This is a genomic window from Hymenobacter sp. CRA2, assembly GCF_002007105.1.
Taxonomy (GTDB): Bacteria; Bacteroidota; Bacteroidia; order Cytophagales; family Hymenobacteraceae; genus Solirubrum.
On the sequence record NZ_MVBC01000008.1, the window covers coordinates 99764 to 116358 of the forward strand.

At 63.9% G+C, this 16595-nt stretch carries 16 protein-coding genes and 1 riboswitch; of the genes, 4 read left to right on the forward strand and 12 right to left on the reverse strand.

What is annotated here, in order from left to right; translation table 11 throughout:
* Nucleotides 1-141 precede the first annotated feature (141 nt).
* From B0919_RS13805 to ruvX, 11 genes are all read right to left on the reverse strand, one after another.
* Nucleotides 142-546, reverse strand: coding sequence for a DUF2752 domain-containing protein (locus B0919_RS13805; RefSeq protein WP_176133043.1), 405 nt, complete (start codon nt 544-546; stop codon nt 142-144).
* A 27-nt stretch (nt 547-573) separates the two neighbouring features.
* Nucleotides 574-885 (reverse strand): CD225/dispanin family protein, encoded by a 312-nt coding sequence (locus tag B0919_RS13810; RefSeq protein ID WP_217701033.1) that lies wholly within the window; start codon nt 883-885, stop codon nt 574-576.
* A 116-nt stretch (nt 886-1001) separates the two neighbouring features.
* Entirely contained in the window at nt 1002-2174 is a 1173-nt protein-coding gene (locus tag B0919_RS13815) for a hypothetical protein (protein ID WP_078012866.1), read from the reverse strand.
* Between the two features lie 58 nt (nt 2175-2232).
* Complete coding sequence (locus B0919_RS13820; RefSeq protein ID WP_254846577.1) at nt 2233-2451, reverse strand: DMT family protein; 219 nt, start codon at nt 2449-2451, stop codon at nt 2233-2235.
* 27 nt (nt 2452-2478) lie between these two features.
* Nucleotides 2479-3846: a sensor histidine kinase gene (locus B0919_RS13825; RefSeq protein ID WP_139362122.1), complete on the reverse strand. Its 1368-nt coding sequence runs from the start codon at nt 3844-3846 to the stop codon at nt 2479-2481.
* 13 nt (nt 3847-3859) lie between these two features.
* Nucleotides 3860-4546, reverse strand: coding sequence for a response regulator transcription factor (locus B0919_RS13830; RefSeq protein ID WP_078012869.1), 687 nt, complete (start codon nt 4544-4546; stop codon nt 3860-3862).
* 51 nt (nt 4547-4597) lie between these two features.
* Nucleotides 4598-5425, reverse strand: a complete 828-nt coding sequence (locus tag B0919_RS25275; protein WP_176133044.1) for a hypothetical protein — start codon at nt 5423-5425, stop codon at nt 4598-4600.
* A 103-nt stretch (nt 5426-5528) separates the two neighbouring features.
* Nucleotides 5529-5900: a DMT family protein gene (locus tag B0919_RS13845; RefSeq protein ID WP_078012871.1), complete on the reverse strand. Its 372-nt coding sequence runs from the start codon at nt 5898-5900 to the stop codon at nt 5529-5531.
* Between the two features lie 135 nt (nt 5901-6035).
* Nucleotides 6036-7019 carry a zinc dependent phospholipase C family protein gene (locus B0919_RS13850; RefSeq protein WP_078012872.1) on the reverse strand — a complete coding sequence of 328 codons (984 nt, stop codon included), beginning with the start codon at nt 7017-7019 and terminating at the stop codon, nt 6036-6038.
* 96 nt (nt 7020-7115) lie between these two features.
* Nucleotides 7116-7703: a peptide deformylase gene (gene def / locus B0919_RS13855; RefSeq protein ID WP_078012873.1), complete on the reverse strand. Its 588-nt coding sequence runs from the start codon at nt 7701-7703 to the stop codon at nt 7116-7118.
* Nucleotides 7700-8119 carry a Holliday junction resolvase RuvX gene (gene ruvX / locus B0919_RS13860; protein ID WP_078012874.1) on the reverse strand — a complete coding sequence of 140 codons (420 nt, stop codon included), beginning with the start codon at nt 8117-8119 and terminating at the stop codon, nt 7700-7702. The genes def and ruvX overlap by 4 nt, the downstream gene beginning before the upstream one ends.
* A gap of 196 nt (nt 8120-8315) precedes the next feature.
* Nucleotides 8316-8416, forward strand: a riboswitch (SAM riboswitch).
* A 406-nt stretch (nt 8417-8822) separates the two neighbouring features.
* On the opposite strand from ruvX, the gene B0919_RS13865 reads away from it, so the two are divergent.
* From B0919_RS13865 to B0919_RS13880, 4 genes are all read left to right on the forward strand, one after another.
* The gene (locus B0919_RS13865; protein WP_078012875.1) at nt 8823-9818 is read left to right on the forward strand and encodes a RimK family alpha-L-glutamate ligase; all 996 of its coding nucleotides are present in this window, start codon (nt 8823-8825) and stop codon (nt 9816-9818) included.
* A gap of 51 nt (nt 9819-9869) precedes the next feature.
* On the forward strand, nt 9870-10895 hold the full coding sequence (locus B0919_RS13870; RefSeq protein ID WP_078012876.1) for an LLM class flavin-dependent oxidoreductase: 1026 nt from the start codon (nt 9870-9872) through the stop codon (nt 10893-10895).
* Nucleotides 10896-11010: 115 nt separating this feature from the next.
* Nucleotides 11011-12150: a TlpA disulfide reductase family protein gene (locus B0919_RS13875; protein ID WP_078012877.1), complete on the forward strand. Its 1140-nt coding sequence runs from the start codon at nt 11011-11013 to the stop codon at nt 12148-12150.
* 480 nt (nt 12151-12630) lie between these two features.
* The gene (locus B0919_RS13880; RefSeq protein ID WP_078012878.1) at nt 12631-14328 is read left to right on the forward strand and encodes a S41 family peptidase; all 1698 of its coding nucleotides are present in this window, start codon (nt 12631-12633) and stop codon (nt 14326-14328) included.
* A gap of 313 nt (nt 14329-14641) precedes the next feature.
* Here B0919_RS13880 and B0919_RS13885 read toward each other — a convergent pair whose 3' ends face one another.
* Entirely contained in the window at nt 14642-16498 is a 1857-nt protein-coding gene (locus B0919_RS13885) for a sensor histidine kinase (protein WP_078012879.1), read from the reverse strand.
* Between the last annotated feature and the right edge of the window lie 97 nt (nt 16499-16595).

The window sequence follows — 16595 nt, forward strand, 5'->3', positions numbered from 1 at the left end:
CGTCGGTGAAGAGGCGTGCCACGTGTGAGCAAGCGACTTTGAGCAGCCGCTAGCAAACGTGCGGAGTGACAGATCTGCCAATGCTTTCGAAAACACGGCCACAAAAAAGCCCCGGCTGATGCAGCCGGGGCGGTGGGCAAGTTAGGGCGCGAGCCAGTGGCCGAGTGGGCCGGGCAAGTTGCGCAGCACGGCAAACACGATAACCAGGGCCGCGGTCAGCCAGCCAAACCAGGGCCGGTACAGAAACGACGCGCGGCGCGGCTGGCCGGTTACTTCGGCGCGCAGCCGCTCCAAGCCGCCAAACAGCACCACGGGCGTGTAAGCAGCGGCCAGTAGGTTGTGGCCGGCAGCCTCGGCCCAGCGCCCGTTCAGCAGAGCGTGCAGGGCGCGCTGGGTACCACAGCCCGGGCAGTGCAGGCCCGCCAGCCAGTACAGCGGGCACTTCGGAAAGAAGTACCGGCTGGGGTCGAAGCGGAAGTACACGAAGAGCAGTGCGCTGGCCGCCAATACCAAACCCGCTGCGCGCCAGCCGAGCCGGCGGCGCACAGCGGGTTGTAATGCCGTAGCGGTCATTTACAGGTTCGAAGCGCCCATCAGGCTGCCGAATACACCCAGCATCGAAAGGATGAAGCTGAGTACAATCGAGGCCAGACCAATGATCAAACCAATCTTGGTCCACTTGCCGGCTTGCTCAGAAGCGTGCAAGGCGCCGTTGTAGTCGCCCGCGTCGTAGCGGGAATTGACGCTGGCCGCGTTGATGATGCCCACGATGCCAAAGGGCAGGCAGCAGAATAGGGTCACCAGAATCGACTCCACCAGCCAGTTTTTCGGCCGAGCATTGGTGGGCGGCATGCCACCGGTGGGGGAGGAATAGGATTGCTCCATAAGGGTTTGGAATTTGAGAAGATGGAATGGTTAGCCGGGAAGGTAAGCAAAGCCCGCAAACTGGCCAATGGGCCCGGGGTATAATGACCAAAAGTTAACGCGGCCAGACACGATTCTTACCAGGCATACGTCAGCGAGAGGTCCGACTGGCGCAGGCGATACGAGTAAGACTTCTCGTTTGGGCTGGAGGTGGATAGACGCTGGGTATGAAATGCTACCCCAACGTTGCCGATGGGGGTACGGCAGACCACGCCAGCGCCACCGCGGGAAAAGCCCGTCACGGGGGACATGCCCAATTCGTAGGCGTCAGGGCGGTCCGTGGGCACGTCCGGAATTTCGCTGTACCAAGCGCGGTGGCTCAGTACCATGCTGAGACCACCGCCCCCTTCCAGGTAAGGGCGTACGCGCTGGGCGTCGCGCCCAAGCTGCCAGCGCAGCATAATGGGTACTTGCAGCAATTGTGCTTGCAGATCAATGCTGCGCGTGAAGTAATTTGTCGCTGCCCGGGGCATGTCATGGACCTGCGTGAAAGAACGGGCGCGGCTGTAGGACGCTTCCACCACCGCCTTGAGGCTGCCACCAATGGGTACGGCCAGTTGCACGGCGCCCGTTATATCAGTAGCAGGCGCTGGTTTCTTAAAACCGAAATCTTGATTCTTGTACACAGACCAAAATTGGCTGCGTTGGCTCCCCACGCGTATGCTTAGCTCGGTGCGCTGCTTGCTGCCGGGGAAATAGCGCGCCGAAACATCCGGCTGACAGCGGTTGTAACGGTCGATACGTCGGCCTAGCGATACGCGGGCGTAGTGCAAGCGCGGCTGGCTGTTGTCGGTAGTGAGCGATGGGCAGCCGGCCAACACGCCTTTGAGCACCGGCTCATACTGCGCGCGGGACAAGGGCAGCAGCTCGCCTCCGGTTTGCTCAATCATGAAATCGACATCGGAACGGGGCGAATAGCCGGTATACAGGTTCAGCGGGCCAGCGGTGATTAATTCCAGAATGCGCAGACTGTCGCCGTTGACCATACGCGTGCGAAAAGCCTGGCGTCTATCAGCGGTGCCAGCCGCCGCCAAATCCCGGGCCCGCAGGGTTTCGGCGGGGGCATCCAAGCTAGGGCGAAACCGCACGAAGCCCACGCGGCGCGTCGCATGGTAGGCGTCAAGATACCCGCGCACTGTATCGTTGGGGGCACCGGTTCGCACAATGTAGCCGGGCTGAAAAAAGGTGCTCTGGGCAAAGCTCAGGGCCGGAAAAGCCAGGGCTGAAAGAATAAGTAAAGAACGACGCATGCCGCGTGAGTGAAAAGGATAATTCCACGAAGCTACGGCAAAGTGCTATTCAGCCCGCCTACCACTTGCGGAAAATCACATACACCGCCGCTATCAGCAAGGCAAAGCCCACCAGGTGGTTCCAGCGCAGCGTGTCGGACTTGAACACGAACACGGCGCACAGGGTAAACACCGTCAGCGTAATGACCTCCTGAATGACCTTGAGCGGAAACAGGTTGAACAGCCCCGTTTTCCGCGAAGCCGATCCGGTTGAGGCCTGATTCCACCGCGTTACCATTTCGCTGAAGCACATTCCAAAGCCACTTTAAGCACCGTGGACAGCGACGGGAAAGCGCAACTCAACCCGCAGCTGCCCGGCGGCTTCGGTAAAGTGCAGCTCGGCCCCGAGCAACTGCGCCAGCCGGCTGCTGATCCACAGCCCTAGCCCGGCGCCGTCTTGTAGCACATCGGCCTGGAAGTAGGGCGCCGTCAACCTGGTCAGGTTGTCGCCAAGTGGGGCCAGCAGTTCGTTGTGCACGCTCACCCCTACGTAGTCGGCGGTGCGCGCTACCTGCACCTGTACCGATGTGTGCAGCCGGGCGTGCTTGCGGGCGTTGTCAAGCAGGTTCAGCAGAATGGTGGTGAGCTTATCGGCGTCGGTGCTGAGGCGGTAATCCGCGGCCTGTTCGTCGATGTGCAGGTGTAGCTGCCGCCCGGCGGCCCGGAAGGCGGGCAGGGCGCGGTCCACAATGGCCAGCACCAGCTCGTCCAGCTCCACGGCGGCGCGGTACAGCGGCAGCGCCTCGGGCGTGCGCAGTCGGCTGACCAGCAGAAAGTCCTCCACCAGGCGGCTGAGGCGGCGCAGCTCGGCCCCGTGCCCCGCCAGCGCTTCGCGGGTGACGGCGGGCACGGTGGGGTCGGTGCCGGTCACGTCCAGGCTGAGCTGCAGGGTGGCCAGCGGCGTGCGCAACTCGTGGGCGGCGGCGGCCAGAAAGTTGGCCTGGACTTCGGCTTGCTCGCGCAGGCGGCCGAGCACGGCGTTGAGGGTTTCGGCCAGCGTTTGCACTTCGTCGCCGGTGGCGGGCACGGGCAGCGGCTCGATGCTGGCCGCGTCGCGGATCCGTTGGGCCTGGGCGCTGATGCGGCGCAGCGGGTGCAGGGCCGCCCCACCAAGCCAGGCCGCCAGCAAAGCGGCCAAGCCAGCACTGCCCAGCAAGCCCAGCAGCAGCACCGTGCGCACCTGGCGCAGCTCGGCGGCCAGCGGCGCGGCCGGCCGTGCCAGCCACAGCAGCAGCTGCCCGGTGGGCAGGGCCTCGTTGGCGCCGGGGCCGGGTACGGCGGCCGGGCGCTGCACGTGCACGAGTTGCAGCGGGTGCGTCGGGGAAGCAGCGCTGTCGGTGGGGAAGCCGGGCGAGCGGAACACTTCCCAGGGCGCGCGACCGGGAAAACGAAGCACCACACGCATTTGCTCGCTGGCTTGGTCGGGCAGGGGCAGGGTGGGCAGCGGGTCCAGGCTGATGCGGCTGAGCAGCAGCTCAGCCCGGGCGCGCAGCCGCTCGTGGTCGGCGCGGGCCAGCAGGCGGCGCAGGCTGAAGTACTGGTACGCCCCGGCCAGCAGCGTAAGCAGCATCAGCCCGCCAGCCAGGCCCAGCAGCAAGCGGCGGCGCAAACTCAGGGTCGAGAGCAAAGCCATAACGCGTGTAGGGCTAGACCTGGACGGGCAGGTTGCGCAGGCGGTAGCCCTGCCCGATGACTGTTTCGAGCAACGGCTCGGTCGCGCCTCGGTCGAGCTTTTTGCGCAGCTGCGAGATATGCACCTCAATGACGTTGGAGCCCAGGTCAAAATCCACGTCCCAGACTTTCTCGGCGATGCGCGTCTTGGGCAGGACGCGGCCCGCGTGGCGCAGCAGCAACTCCAGCAGGGCAAATTCGCGGTTGGTCAGCTCCACGCGCCGACCACCGCGCGTCACGATGCGCTGCAGCGGGTCGAGCACGAGGTCGGCCACGGCGAGGGGCGCGGCTTCGGCGGGCGTGGCGGTTTTGCGCTGCACGATGCGCAGGCGGGCCAGCAGCTCGTCGAACTCGAAGGGCTTGCGCAGGTAGTCCACCGCCCCCGCATCGAGGCCGCGGATTACGTGTTGGGTATCGGTGAGGGCGCTCAGGATGATGACCGGCGTGGGCAAGCCAAACTCGCGCAGGTTGCGCAGCACGTCCAGGCCGTTTTGGCCAGGCAGCATCAGGTCGAGCAGGATTACGTCGTAGGCTACCGTGGCGGCTAGCTCCAGGCCCGCCGGGCCCGAGGCGGCCACGTCGGCCAGGTGTCCGGCCTGCGTGAGGCCCTTCTGCAGGAAGCTGGCCAGGCGGGTTTCGTCTTCGACAATGAGGATGCGCATCGGCAAAAACTACGCAACGCGGAGCAAATGGCCCCGCGTTGCGGCTGAAAGTTAGCGCGTCACGAATTTGACGCCGTTGATGGTCAGGGACTCGGTCAGGAGCCGGGGCACGTTGTCGGCCGCGGCTTCGCCCTCGCGCAGGCTCCGTTTCAAGGCCGTGGCCTGTACGGTGGTGCCCACTTGCAGCTTGTCGCGGAGCTGCTCGCCCACGTGGGGCGGAAACAGCAACACAGTATGGTCGGCCAGGGTGATGCCCCGCAGATGGTTCTGCTCATCAAAGCGCAGGGCGCTGATGCGGCCTTCCACCGTGCGCATCTCCATCAGTTCGGGCCGTGGCGGAGCGGGGGGAGCAGGCGGGGCCGGGGGCGGGGGCGCCATAGCCCCGGGGGCGGCAGGCGCACCCGGGGCCACGGGCGGGGCAGATGGGGGCGCGGGCGGCGCCGGCGGCGCAGGTGGCGCCAACACAATGTCGCCTTCTGGGCGTTTCAGTACCACTAGCTCGAGCTGCTTGGTACCGGTGAGCGAGGACAGCTTGAGCGCGCCAAACCGCACAGACTGGCCGGCTTTAGCGGCGGCCATCAGTTCTTTGGCGCGGGGCGGCGGGAAGTGCACAGCCAGCTCTTTGCCGTTGCTGCTGGCCACAAAGCCGTCGTAAAGCCCCTCTTCGTTGGTGGTGTAGCGCAGCAGGGATCCGCTGTAGTAGTTGCTGTCGGACAAGGTGTAAACGACCCTGCCAGCGCTTTTCCGGAACGGGGCTGACGGGTCCGCCGACGCGGCCGTTTTGGTTTTTTGCTTGGTCTTGGTGGTCTTCTGCGCCACGGCGGGCAGGGCCAGGCCGACGGCCAGCAAACCGATGAGCAGGCGCTGGGAAGTAGACATACGGTTGGAGCGGTTACGCGGCCGGGCTTGTTCCCAGTCGACGGCCCAAACTTCCGCCGCGCACCTGAGGCCGGGCTGAACTCCACATTAATTTTTCTTCAGCCTACCACTTGCGGAAGATGACGTACACCGCCACCACCAGCAGCGCAAAGCCCACCAGGTGGTTCCAGCGCAGCGTGTCGGACTTGAACACGAACACGGCGCAGAGGGTAAACACGGTCAGCGTAATAACCTCCTGGATGACTTTGAGCTGAAACAGGTTGAACGGTCCGCCGTTTTCCGCGAAGCCGATCCGGTTGGCCGGCACTTGGAAGGCGTACTCAAACAAGGCCAGCCCCCAGCTCAGCAGCACCACGCCAATCAGCCCGGTTTTGGCAAACCACGGCAGCTTTTTGAAGTACAGGTGCCCGTACCAGGCAAAGGTCATGAACAGGTTGGAGACGCAGAGCAGGACGATGGTCGTGAGGCTTTTCATAGGTGCAGCAACAAGAAGCCGCCGGCCCTGGGTAGCACCGGCCGGCAAAGGTGCGTACGCAGAAGCAAATGTGGCGGCTGAGCACCAGCGCACCACTCGCAAACTCCCTAACTCAGAAACTCACTCCCTGCCCCCTCAGTCCACGTGGCCGTGCGTTTCCACGGCCGGAGCGGCCTGCTCCTCCTTGTCGCGCAGGGCCAGTTGGCGCATCTCGTCGGCGGTAAGCTTGGGCAGGTTGTTCAGGTCGGGCTGACCGGCATCTACCCAGCAGGTAAACCAGAACGCGCCCACCATGCGCACCGCCAGGCGCATCTGCCGCTCCACCTGCCCGCTCAGGCGCTGGTGATACTCGCGGCTGAACTCCTGCGAGTACACCCGCGCGGTGCGCCCGCCGCGCTCCTCAAAGCTGTATTTGCGGTCCTCCGGCAGTTTCTGCGTCACCTCGCGCTCAAAGCGCAGCACCGAATCGACGGCGGCGCTGGAGCGGGTCACGGTGGCCCAGATGGCGTCGGTGGGCTTGATCAGGTAAGGCGCCGGCCCGGTAAAGAAGTCGTAGTTGGAGGCCAGCAGCTCGGGCAGCCGCGACTCCCACAGCCCGTGAATGCCGCGCTGCCCGGTGAGTTGCCCGTTGTAGTTGTGGGTGGTGTGCAGCGGCACGCAGGCGTCGGCTACGTAGTGCCCCATATCGGCCGAGAGGCTGATGATGCGCTCCGCGTCGCGGGCCCGGAAGGCCTCCGTCAGCTGGTTTTTCATGCGCGCCACGTGCCAGGGCACGATGCCGTGGCGCTGCAGGGAGTCCTCGCCGAAGCGGGCCACGGCGTCGGCGTAGTTGCGCGGCAGCTTGTAGGCCGCCGAGTCGCCGTACACGTCCAGATCGATGAAGTGGCGCGGGGCCTCGCCCTGCACCACGTTGCGGCGAGAATCGGGCCGGGTGGCCTGCACCGTGAGGTACTCAATGCGGCTTTTGTAGAAGCCTATCATCTCGGGCGGCAGGGTAAACACGGCCAGCCGGTTGATGCTGCGGTGCCCGAAAAAGCCCCAGGCGCGGGTGTCGGGCCGCAGCGGCACCAGCCAGAGCAGCAGGGCCAATAAACCAGCGAGGATAGGACGGCGGAGCATAGCGTAAGGATAGAGTAGATTAGCCTACCCAAAGAAAGCAAAAACGCCCGGCTGGGCCGGGCGTTTGCCAAAGAAAATCAAGCAGAATCAGTGGCCTTAGCGCCCGCGCTGCCCGGCAAAGCGCATGCGGTAGTCGGCCTTGGCGTCGCCCTTGGCAATGCGCGTGAGCTTGTTCTTGATGATCTGCTTCTTAAAGGCCGAAATCTTGTCGGTGAACAGCACGCCTTCCAGGTGGTCGTACTCGTGCTGAATCACGCGCGCGGTCATGCCCGAGAAGCCTTCCTCGTGCACCTGCCGGTTTTCGTCCTCGTAGCGGATGATGATGTCGGGCTGGCGGAACACCCGCTCCCGGATGCCGGGAATGCTCAGGCAGCCTTCCTCGAAGGGCCACTCCTCGCCGCTTTCCTTCAGCATCACGGGGTTGATGAACGCGCGCTTGATGCCCGTTTCGGCCGGGGCGTCATCGTCCTCGTCGTCATCGGTCATGGGCGAGGAGTCGATAACGAACAGGCGCACGCTCTTGCCGACCTGCGGGGCGGCCAGGCCCACGCCGTTGGCGTAGTACATGGTTTCGTACATGTCGGCAATGAGCTTTTGCAGCTCATCGGCCGAAAAATCAGCCGGGATGTCCTTGGCGCGGGCTTTGAGCACCGGGTCACCGTAGGCTACAATGGGGTAAATCATAACGGGCGAGAGTCGAGAAAAGATTGCAGAATGATGGTGGCGCTGATGCGGTCCACCAAGGCTTTGTCGCGGCGGGCTTTCTGGCCCAGGCCGCCGTCGCGCATGGTCTGGTGCGCCATGCGCGAGGTAAACCGCTCGTCCACTTCGTGCACGGGCACCTCGGGCAGCTCGCGGCGCAACTTGCGCACTACGCCTACTACGGCCGAGGTCGAGTCGGTGGCTTCGTTCATCAGCGTGCGCGGCATGCCGATGACGATGCCGGCCAGACCGCCTTCCTGCTGGTGGTACTTCTTCACGAAGTCAAACAAATCCTTGCTGTGAATCGTGTCCAGCGGCGTGGCAATGAGCTGCAGCGGGTCGGTGACGGCCAGGCCCACGCGCTTGTTCCCGTAATCAATGGCAAGAAGGCGGGGCATAACTGAAGCGTGGGATAAGGCGGCAAGTGCCACGCGCCGATGCGGCGGGGCGGCTGCAAAGATACGGCACCTAGCTATTGCGCTACGCCCGCACGATTGTCACGCTGTACATACAATGGCTATTGCACGAAAGTTTGTCTTTCTCAAACGCGCGGTTGTACCTTTGCCTTACCAATTCTTTCCGACCAAAGGATTGTTTTTATACAGAGGCGTGGAGAGACAGGCTCTGCGAAACGCCGGCAACCACCAGCGGGAAGCTTTTCCCGGGAACGGTGCCAAGTCCTGACCATATAAAAACAAGTAGCCGTGGCTTCAACCAACCGCATCGCCGCTTTCTCTCTCGCTTTCCGAGCCCTCACCCCGCGCGCTATGGCGTCGGGCTGCTGTATGGGCTGCGTCTGCGCGGCGTGTTGTTGTTGAGCTGGTCAACTCCTGCCTTTTCCGGGCTAACCTGGCGGTAGTGTAACCACTGCCCTGCAGGTGTGGCTGCGCCAATCGGCGTAGCGCGCATCTGTCGCCGCGTGCGCCGTTTGGCGGGCGGTGCCAGCCCGGCCCTGGGCCCGCCGTTACGGCCGGCCTCCCCGTTGCTGCGGCTCTGCGCCGCGGCCCTTCTGTTTTTGGCTTTTTCTGCCCCGCACGGTTCCCGGGCGCACCGGGTAGCCGCTGACTGCCGGGCATTCCTTTCGTCACTTCTTTGTTAGCTATGGCCCAGTACCCCAAGCCCATTGGTATTTATTACGAGCACCCCGAATGGTTCAAGCCGCTTTTCGCTGAGCTGGACCGCCGCGGCGTGCCTTATGAGAAAATCGATGCTGCGCATCACCTCTTCGACCCCTCGGAGGAGGAAAGCCGCTACGGCCTCGTCATCAACCGCATGAGTTCCTCGGCCTACCTGCGCGGGCACGGCCAGGGCATTTTCCATACGGCCGGCTTCCTCACGCACCTGGAGCGTCTGGGCGTGCGTGTCATCAACGGTACGGTGGCTTCCGGCATCGAAACCAACAAAGCCCGGCAGCTGGATTTGCTGGCTGGTCTGGGGTTGAAGTTTCCGAAGTCACGCGTCGTCAACCACGTCTCGCGCATCCCCGACGCTGCCAAAGAGCTGAGCTACCCGTTGGTGGTGAAGGTGAACATCGGCGGCAGCGGCGCGGGCATTGTGCGCTTCGATACGCCCGAGGGCCTGCAGGCGGCCGTGGATGCCGGCCAGATTGACCTCGGCATCGACCAGACGGCCCTGGTGCAGGAATTCGTGCAGCCCCGCGGCGGCCACATCACCCGCGTGGAAACGCTCAACGGCAAATTCCTGTACGCTATGAAGGTGTACACCACCGGCACGAGCTTCAACCTGTGCCCGGCCGAAATCTGCCAGATTCCCGACGAGCCCGCCACCGAGGGCGAGTTCTGCCTAACCGAGGCGCCCAAGAAGGGCATTCAGGTAGAAGCCACCACGCCGCCGGTCGAGGTGATTGAAGCCGTGGAGCGCCTGGTAGCCACCGCCAAAATCGACGTGGGCGGCATCGAGTACCTGGTGGACGACCGCACCGGCGAGGTGCTGTTCTACGACATCAACGCCCTCTCCAACTTCGTGGCCGACGCCGTGAACGTGGTCGGCTTCGACCCTTACGTGCGCTTTGTGGACTACCTGGAGCAGGAGCTGGACACCGCCACGGCCGACGTTACCGCCGGCGCCCTGGCCTAGTCGCTGACTCTCACACTCAGCACATTCCATCACATCAGCCCCTTAAGCAAGATGCGTTACGGATATTGGATGCCCGTTTTTGGCGGGTGGCTGCGCAACGTCGAGGACGAAAACATGCGCGCCGACTGGGACTACGTCAAGACGCTGGCCCAGCGCAGCGAGGAACTCGGCTACGACCTTTCGCTCATCGCCGAGCTGAACCTGAACGACATCAAGGGCGAAGAAGCCCCGAGTCTGGATGCCTGGAGCACGGCCGCGGCGTTGGCCGCCGTCACCAAGAAACTGGAACTGATGGTGGCCGTGCGGCCCACCTTCCATTCGCCGGCGCTGCTGGCCAAGCAAGCCGCCAACATTGACCACATCAGCGGCGGGCGTTTGTCCCTGAACGTGGTGTCGTCGTGGTGGCAGGACGAGGCCAAGAAGTACGGCGTGCACTTCGAGCAGCACGACGACCGGTACGCCCGCACCGCCGAGTGGCTGCAGGTGGTGGATAACCTGTGGAAGCAGGACCACTTCAGCTTCAAGGGCAAGTACTACGAGGTGACGGACAGCATTCTGCAGCCCAAGCCCGTGTCGCGCCCGCGCCCGTTCCTGTACGCCGGGGGCGAGTCGGAGGCGGCCAAGAACATGATTGCCGCTCAGTGCGACGGTTACGTGATGCACGGCGACGCGCCCGAAGCCATCGGCCGCCGCATCCGCGACCTGCAGGAGCGCCGCGACCGGCTGGGCTTGCCGCCGATGAAATTCGGGGTGGCCGCCTACAGCATCGTGCGCAACACCGAGGCGGAAGTGAAAAAAGAGCTGGAGCGCATCACCAACGTGCAGGGCTCGGCCGCCGGCTACAAAAACTACCAGCAGTGGTTGGCGGGCACGCAGCTCGAAAACCAGGTGAGCCTGCAGGATTACTCGGTGTCGAACCGCGGCCTGCGCTCGGGCCTCACCGGCACCCCGCAGCAGATTGCCGACCGCGTGGGCGAGTTCGAAGCCGCCGGCGTGGATTTGTTCCTGTTGCAATGCAGCCCGCAGCTGGAAGAAATGGAGCGCTTCTCGGAGGCCGTCATTGAGGTACTGGCCTAAATCTGCCAAGTCAGTGGCGCGGAGTAGCACTCCACGTCACTGGCTTGGTGGCAGATGCGGCTTTGCGCTCCAAATCAAGTATGTTGTTTTGCAGATACTCTCAACATAAGTCTTTATGAAAACCCTTCTCCAAGGTTCGGCCCTGCTACTGATGCTGGTAGCCGCCGCGCCCGCGCCCACCGAACCCTACGTGCTCAAGGGCAAACTCGGACCTAAAGCCGACGTGACCAAGGCTTACCTGACCTACGCCATCAACAAGCAGCGCACCACTGATTCGGTAGAGGTGAAAAACGGCGAGTTTGAGTTCAAAGGCGCCCCGGCCGAAGCCGTGCTGGCCCGCCTGACGCTGGCGCACAAAGGCACGGCCTACAACAAGTCGCAGGACGCGACGGAGCTGTACCTGGAAAAAGGGACCATTGTCTTCACCAGCGCCGATTCGGCCCGCAAAGGCTCGGCCACGGGCACGCCGCTCAACGTCGAGAACAACAAGCTGCAGGCCAGGCTCAAGCCCCTCAGCGACCAAGCCACGGCCGCCATGAAGGAGTTTCGTGCCCTGCCCAAGGAAAAGCAGAGCGACGCGGCCACCATCAAGGCGCTGGAAGCCAAGCTCGACCCGCTCGATGCCCAGGAACAGCAGGTATACGCGGCTTATGTGAAGGCCAACCCCAACGCCCGCTTCAGCCTGTTTGCCCTGCCCAAGGCCGTGGGCTACTTCCCCAAAGCCGACGAGTTTGCGGCCCTCTACAACGGCCTCGCGCCCGCGCTACGCACCACGCCCCAGGGCGTGCGGCTGGGTGAGCAGTTGAAGCGCGTGCAGAAGACGGCCATCGGCGCCGTGGCGCCCGACTTCACCCAGAACGACGCCGAAGGCAAGCCCATGAGCCTGAGCAGCCTGCGCGGCAAGTACGTGCTGCTCGATTTCTGGGCCTCGTGGTGCGGCCCCTGCCGCCGCGAAAATCCCAACGTGGTGAAGGCCTACAACGCTTACAAGGACCAGGGCTTCACCGTACTCGGCGTGTCGCTCGACAAGCCTACCGGCCGCGAAGCCTGGCTGAAAGCCATCCAGTCCGACGGGCTGGCCTGGAACCACGTGTCGGACCTGAAATACTGGCAGAACGCCGCTGCCCAGGAGTACGGCGTGCAGGCCATTCCGCAGAACTTCCTCATCGATCCGCAGGGTAAAATCGTGGCTGCCAACCTTACCGGCGAAGAGCTGCAGAATACCCTGGGCCGTCTGCTGAAGAAGTCAAATTAAAGGCTAAGAAACTACTTCCCCTCCTCAGCTGAGGAGGGGCTAGGGGTGGTTGAAAAGCTAGGGTTAGGAAGCTAATACTAGATGACGCCCAGACGTTAAGGTCAACCACCCCAGCCCCTCCTCAGCTGAGGAGGGGAGCTAGCTCTAACTTCTAGTCTTACACCCTCCCTTTCCGGCTCAACGGCGGTGCCCACTCACGCCTTTACTCAACATGGGCACCGGCGTTGAGCTGCGTTGTTTTCGGCCCAGTCAGCCCTGATCATGTGATTGACGCTGCGCTGGCTCTGCCCGACCTTTGCCAGAGAGGTGCCGCAATACCTCAACTATTGTTCTAATCGAATATGCTGTTGACTTATTATCTGAAAATAGCCATGCTTACGGCTTCCGCCCAATGGTCTCGGAATAGTTGAAGTAAATTTGACTAGTATTCTGAGACTCAACCCGCTCTTTATCGCCCACTTCTCCTCGCTCGCATAACCGATGAATCCAGCTTCTCGCCCCGAAGCTCCGGCCGTGCCCGCGTCCGGTAGCAGTGCGACGCGGCGCGCCTGGGCGCGGTGGCGGCAACCTATATTGCTGGGCGCTGCCTTGCTGAGCGGAGTGTTGCTGGGCTCCAACCCCTTTCGGCCCTCCGACCAGAACCCCGACGCCACGGCCCGCGGCTACCTGAAGTTCAAGGAAATCCTGAGCTACGTGGACCGCGAATACGTCGACTCGGTCAACGCCGAGGAGCTGTCGGACTACGCCATCAAGCGCCTGCTGGAGCGGCTGGATCCGCACTCGGTATACATCCCCGCCAAGGAGCAGCAGCAGGCCGCGGCCTTTCTGCAGAGCGACTACGACGGGGTAGGAGTGGAGTTTAACATGTTTCGCGACACCGTGACGGTGGTAGCCCCGCTCAGCGGTGGGCCCGCTGAGCAGGCCGGCATGCAGCCCGGCGACCGGGTGCTGGCCGTGGATGGGCAAAACGTGTCGGGGCAGCACTTGAGCAACGACCAGGTATTTGCCCGGCTGCGCGGCCCGCGCGGCAGCGCAGTGCGCATCCTGCTGCTGCGCCGCGGCCAGAGCCGCCCGCTAATCTTCACGCTCACCCGTAACCGCATCCCCAACGCCTCGGTGGACGTGGCCGCGCTGCTCCCGGATGGGCAAACGGGCTACATCAAGATCAGCCGTTTTGCCGCCGGCACTTACGAGGAGTTTAAGGAAGCCCTGGGCCGGCTGCGGCGCGAAGGCATGACTAAGCTGGTGCTCGACCTGCGCGGCAACCCCGGCGGCTACCTCGACCGCGCCACCAGGATTGCCGACGAATTTATTAGCGGTACCCGCAAAATCGTGTACACCGACGGCAAGGGCGACCAGTACGACACCCAGACGTTTTCGCGGGTGGCCGGCGAGTTTGAGGACGGCCCGCTGGTGGTCATTGTCGACGAGGGCTCGGCCTCGGCTTCCGAAGTGCTGGCCGGCGCTTTGCAGGATCAGGACCGCGCCCTGGTGGTAGGCCGCCGTTCCTTCGGTAAGGGCCTGGTGCAGCAGCCGATTACGCTCAACGACGGCTCGGAGCTGCGCCTGACCATTGCGCGCTACTACACGCCCTCGGGCCGCTCCATTCAGAAGCCCTACCGCGACGGCGTGGCCGCTTACGACCGCGACATTCAGGAGCGCTACGCCCGCGGCGAAGCCTTCCACGCCGACAGCGTCCACTTCGCGCCGAAGCTGCGCTTCCGCACCGCGCACGGCCGCACAGTGTACGGCGGCGGCGGCATCATGCCAGACGTGTTCGTGCCGCGCGACAGCACCACCCAGAACCGCTACTTCGCCCGTCTGCAGGGCAGCAACCTGGTGCGTGAGTTTGCGCTGACGCTCTACCAGGAGCACCGTACCGAGCTGGAGCAAATTACCTTCGAGCAGTACCTGCGCACCTTCGAGGTCAGCGCCATTCAGCTGCAGGCCCTAGCTGGTCGCGCCGCCCAGGAAGGTGTGCGCACCAATGCCGCTGCGCTGGAGCGCTGCACGCCCGCTCTGCGCAACCAGCTGAAAGCATTGGTGGCCCGCAGTGCCTACGGCAAGGACGCCTACTACGCCGTGCTGCGCGAGCAGGACCACGAGTTGAAACAGGCCATGATCAGCCTGCAAGAGGCCAACTCGCGCCTGGCGCTGGGCGAGACGAACGGGCAGTAGCTGGAGGCAACTACCTGGTCAGGGACTTGAGTACGCCAGCTTACACCTGAACAGCCACAATCAGCCCGTCCTGTCGAGCGCAGCCGAGACATCTCGCTCGCGTAGTAACTTCAATCGTTGCAAGATGAAGTCACTATCGGCCATCAGCACGCGAGATGTCTCGACAAGCTCGACAGGACGAACCTTTTTCGAGGCGTTCAATGAGCAGCTTACCACCCGAGCAAGATGTCTCGGCTGCGCTCGACATGACGGGCATAGAGCATTGTCCTAGCGAAGCCAACCCTACAACAGCGCGTTGCCCTGGACCGCTTGCTCAGGCCTCTACCGTGCTGGGCGCCGCCGTCGTGACGACGAAGGCCGCCGGTAGTGGCACCAGACGCAGCCGGAAATACGCTCCGCCGCGGTTTTCCTGTTCCAGTTGGCTGCCGAGCTGCTCGGCCAGGGACATGACCAAGCGCTGCCCGAAGGAGCGACGCAGATTGCTGCTGTCGGGAGGTGGTAGGCCGGGGCCGTTGTCCTGCACTTCCAGCACCAGGCCGTGGTCGGCGGTGGGGCCGAAATACACGCGCAGCGCCGGATGGGCTACGTTGGCGTAAGCATACTTAAAAGCGTTGGTGAGCAACTCGTTCAGGATCAGGCCCAGCGGCACGGCCCAGTCGATGTCCAGCGGCGGCGACTCCACCTCCACTTGCACGTCGAAGTAGGTGCGGCTGTGCCCGTAGGCGGCCAGCAGGCCGTCGACGAGGTCGTGGATGTAGGCGCGCATGTCTACGCTGCCCACGTTGTCGGTCTGGTACAGGCGCTGGTGAATGAGCACCATGGCTTCCACGCGCTGCTGGCCCTCGCGCACGGCCCGCACGGCGCCCTCGTCGGTGAGGCGATTCGATTGCAGGCGCAGTAGGCTGGAGACGATGGCCAGGTTGTTCTTCACACGGTGGTGCAGCTCTTTCATCAGCACCGTGAGGCGGGTGGCCTGCTCGCTGATGCGCTGGTTTTGCTCGGAGATGGTGCCGTTGGTGAGCTGCAGCTGCGCGTTGGTGCGCCGGATGATGCGGTACTGCTGCGCCGTGACCAGCAGCAGCACGGCCAGCAACGACGCCCCGGCGCCCAGGGCCCAGAGCTGCTGCTTTTGCCGGGCGTTGTCCTCGCCGAGGCGGGTAATCTGGGCCTGCTTTTTCTCGGCGGCGTAGGCGGCTTCCACCTTGGCCACGGCTTGGGCAATGTCCACGTTGACGAGAGCATCCTGGGTGCTTTTCCACTCATCGAGCAGTTCCAGGGCCCGGGCCGGCTGGCCGGCGGCGCGGTAGGCCATGTAGGCCGATTGCAGCGAGTTGCAGAGGCGGTGCGGGTCGCCGGAGGCGCGGCCTAGGGCCAGGCTTTTTTCGCCGGCGGCAATGGCCTCCTGAAAGCGGCCCTGGCGGCGGTAGGCCCAGCAGATGTTGCGGTAGGCGTGCTCCAGGCCGTTGCGGTTGTTTTGCTGCTCGTAAAGCGGAATGGCCCTTTTGAAGTAGGCAATGGCCTCGTCCAGCTTCGCGTCGCGGTCCATCAGCAGCTGCCCGAAATCGGCGTACACCACGGGCAGAAACGACGGCTGCGGGTGAAAGCGCTGCTCCACGTGCAGGGCCTTGAGGTAACACTGCTCGGCTGAATCGAGGCGGCCCAGGTCGCGGTACACGATGCCCTGCGTGATGTAGGCGCGGCTCAGCTCGGAGTAGTGCGGCCCGCGGCGGGCCGCGGCTTCGGCCTGGTAGCCCAGGCGCAGGGCTTTGCGCGTGAGCAGCGGGATGGTTTGCCCGTCGCCCATGCGCTTGTAAGTCTGCGCAATGAGGTTGTAAGTGGCAGCTTCGCCTTCGCTGCGGCCCTGCTGCTCAAACAAAGTCAGGGCCCGCTGCCCGTAGTACAGGCTGGAGTCGAAGTCGCTTTTGTTGCGCAGGGCGCTGCCCAGCAGCAGGTAGCCCTGGGCCAGCCCGCGCCCGTCGCTCAGCTGCCGGGCCAGCCGCACCACGTAGCGGCTGTGGCGCAGGGCCGAGTCGTTGTTGCTGGACAGCTCGCGCCGGGCCTGCTCGCTCCACCGCCGTATCTGAGCGGTATCGGTGGGCGCGCCGGCTTGTGCCGTCGCTGTCATGGCCACCACGGCCCACAGGCTACCTAACCAATACCACGGACGCATAAAACAGGAAAGAAAGCGGTGCCGGTACCGCCCGGCGTATTGCAAGGTAAACGGCCTGATCAGCGGCTGCTACGCCCGGCGCCCGAGCAACCCGCGC

Coding starts and splice junctions, on each gene's coding strand:
- B0919_RS13815 (WP_078012866.1), bottom strand. CDS start 2,174: ATGCGTCGTTCTTTACTTATTCTTTCAGCCCTGGCTTTTCCGGCCCTG.
- def (WP_078012873.1), bottom strand. CDS start 7,703: ATGATTTACCCCATTGTAGCCTACGGTGACCCGGTGCTCAAAGCCCGC.
- B0919_RS13865 (WP_078012875.1), top strand. CDS start 8,823: ATGGCCCAGTACCCCAAGCCCATTGGTATTTATTACGAGCACCCCGAA.
- B0919_RS13810 (WP_217701033.1), bottom strand. CDS start 885: ATGGAGCAATCCTATTCCTCCCCCACCGGTGGCATGCCGCCCACCAAT.
- B0919_RS13880 (WP_078012878.1), top strand. CDS start 12,631: ATGAATCCAGCTTCTCGCCCCGAAGCTCCGGCCGTGCCCGCGTCCGGT.
- B0919_RS13850 (WP_078012872.1), bottom strand. CDS start 7,019: ATGCTCCGCCGTCCTATCCTCGCTGGTTTATTGGCCCTGCTGCTCTGG.
- B0919_RS13820 (WP_254846577.1), bottom strand. CDS start 2,451: ATGGTAACGCGGTGGAATCAGGCCTCAACCGGATCGGCTTCGCGGAAA.
- B0919_RS25275 (WP_176133044.1), bottom strand. CDS start 5,425: ATGTCTACTTCCCAGCGCCTGCTCATCGGTTTGCTGGCCGTCGGCCTG.
- B0919_RS13825 (WP_139362122.1), bottom strand. CDS start 3,846: ATGGCTTTGCTCTCGACCCTGAGTTTGCGCCGCCGCTTGCTGCTGGGC.
- B0919_RS13885 (WP_078012879.1), bottom strand. CDS start 16,498: ATGCGTCCGTGGTATTGGTTAGGTAGCCTGTGGGCCGTGGTGGCCATG.
- B0919_RS13845 (WP_078012871.1), bottom strand. CDS start 5,900: ATGAAAAGCCTCACGACCATCGTCCTGCTCTGCGTCTCCAACCTGTTC.
- B0919_RS13830 (WP_078012869.1), bottom strand. CDS start 4,546: ATGCGCATCCTCATTGTCGAAGACGAAACCCGCCTGGCCAGCTTCCTG.
- B0919_RS13870 (WP_078012876.1), top strand. CDS start 9,870: ATGCGTTACGGATATTGGATGCCCGTTTTTGGCGGGTGGCTGCGCAAC.
- B0919_RS13875 (WP_078012877.1), top strand. CDS start 11,011: ATGAAAACCCTTCTCCAAGGTTCGGCCCTGCTACTGATGCTGGTAGCC.
- ruvX (WP_078012874.1), bottom strand. CDS start 8,119: ATGCCCCGCCTTCTTGCCATTGATTACGGGAACAAGCGCGTGGGCCTG.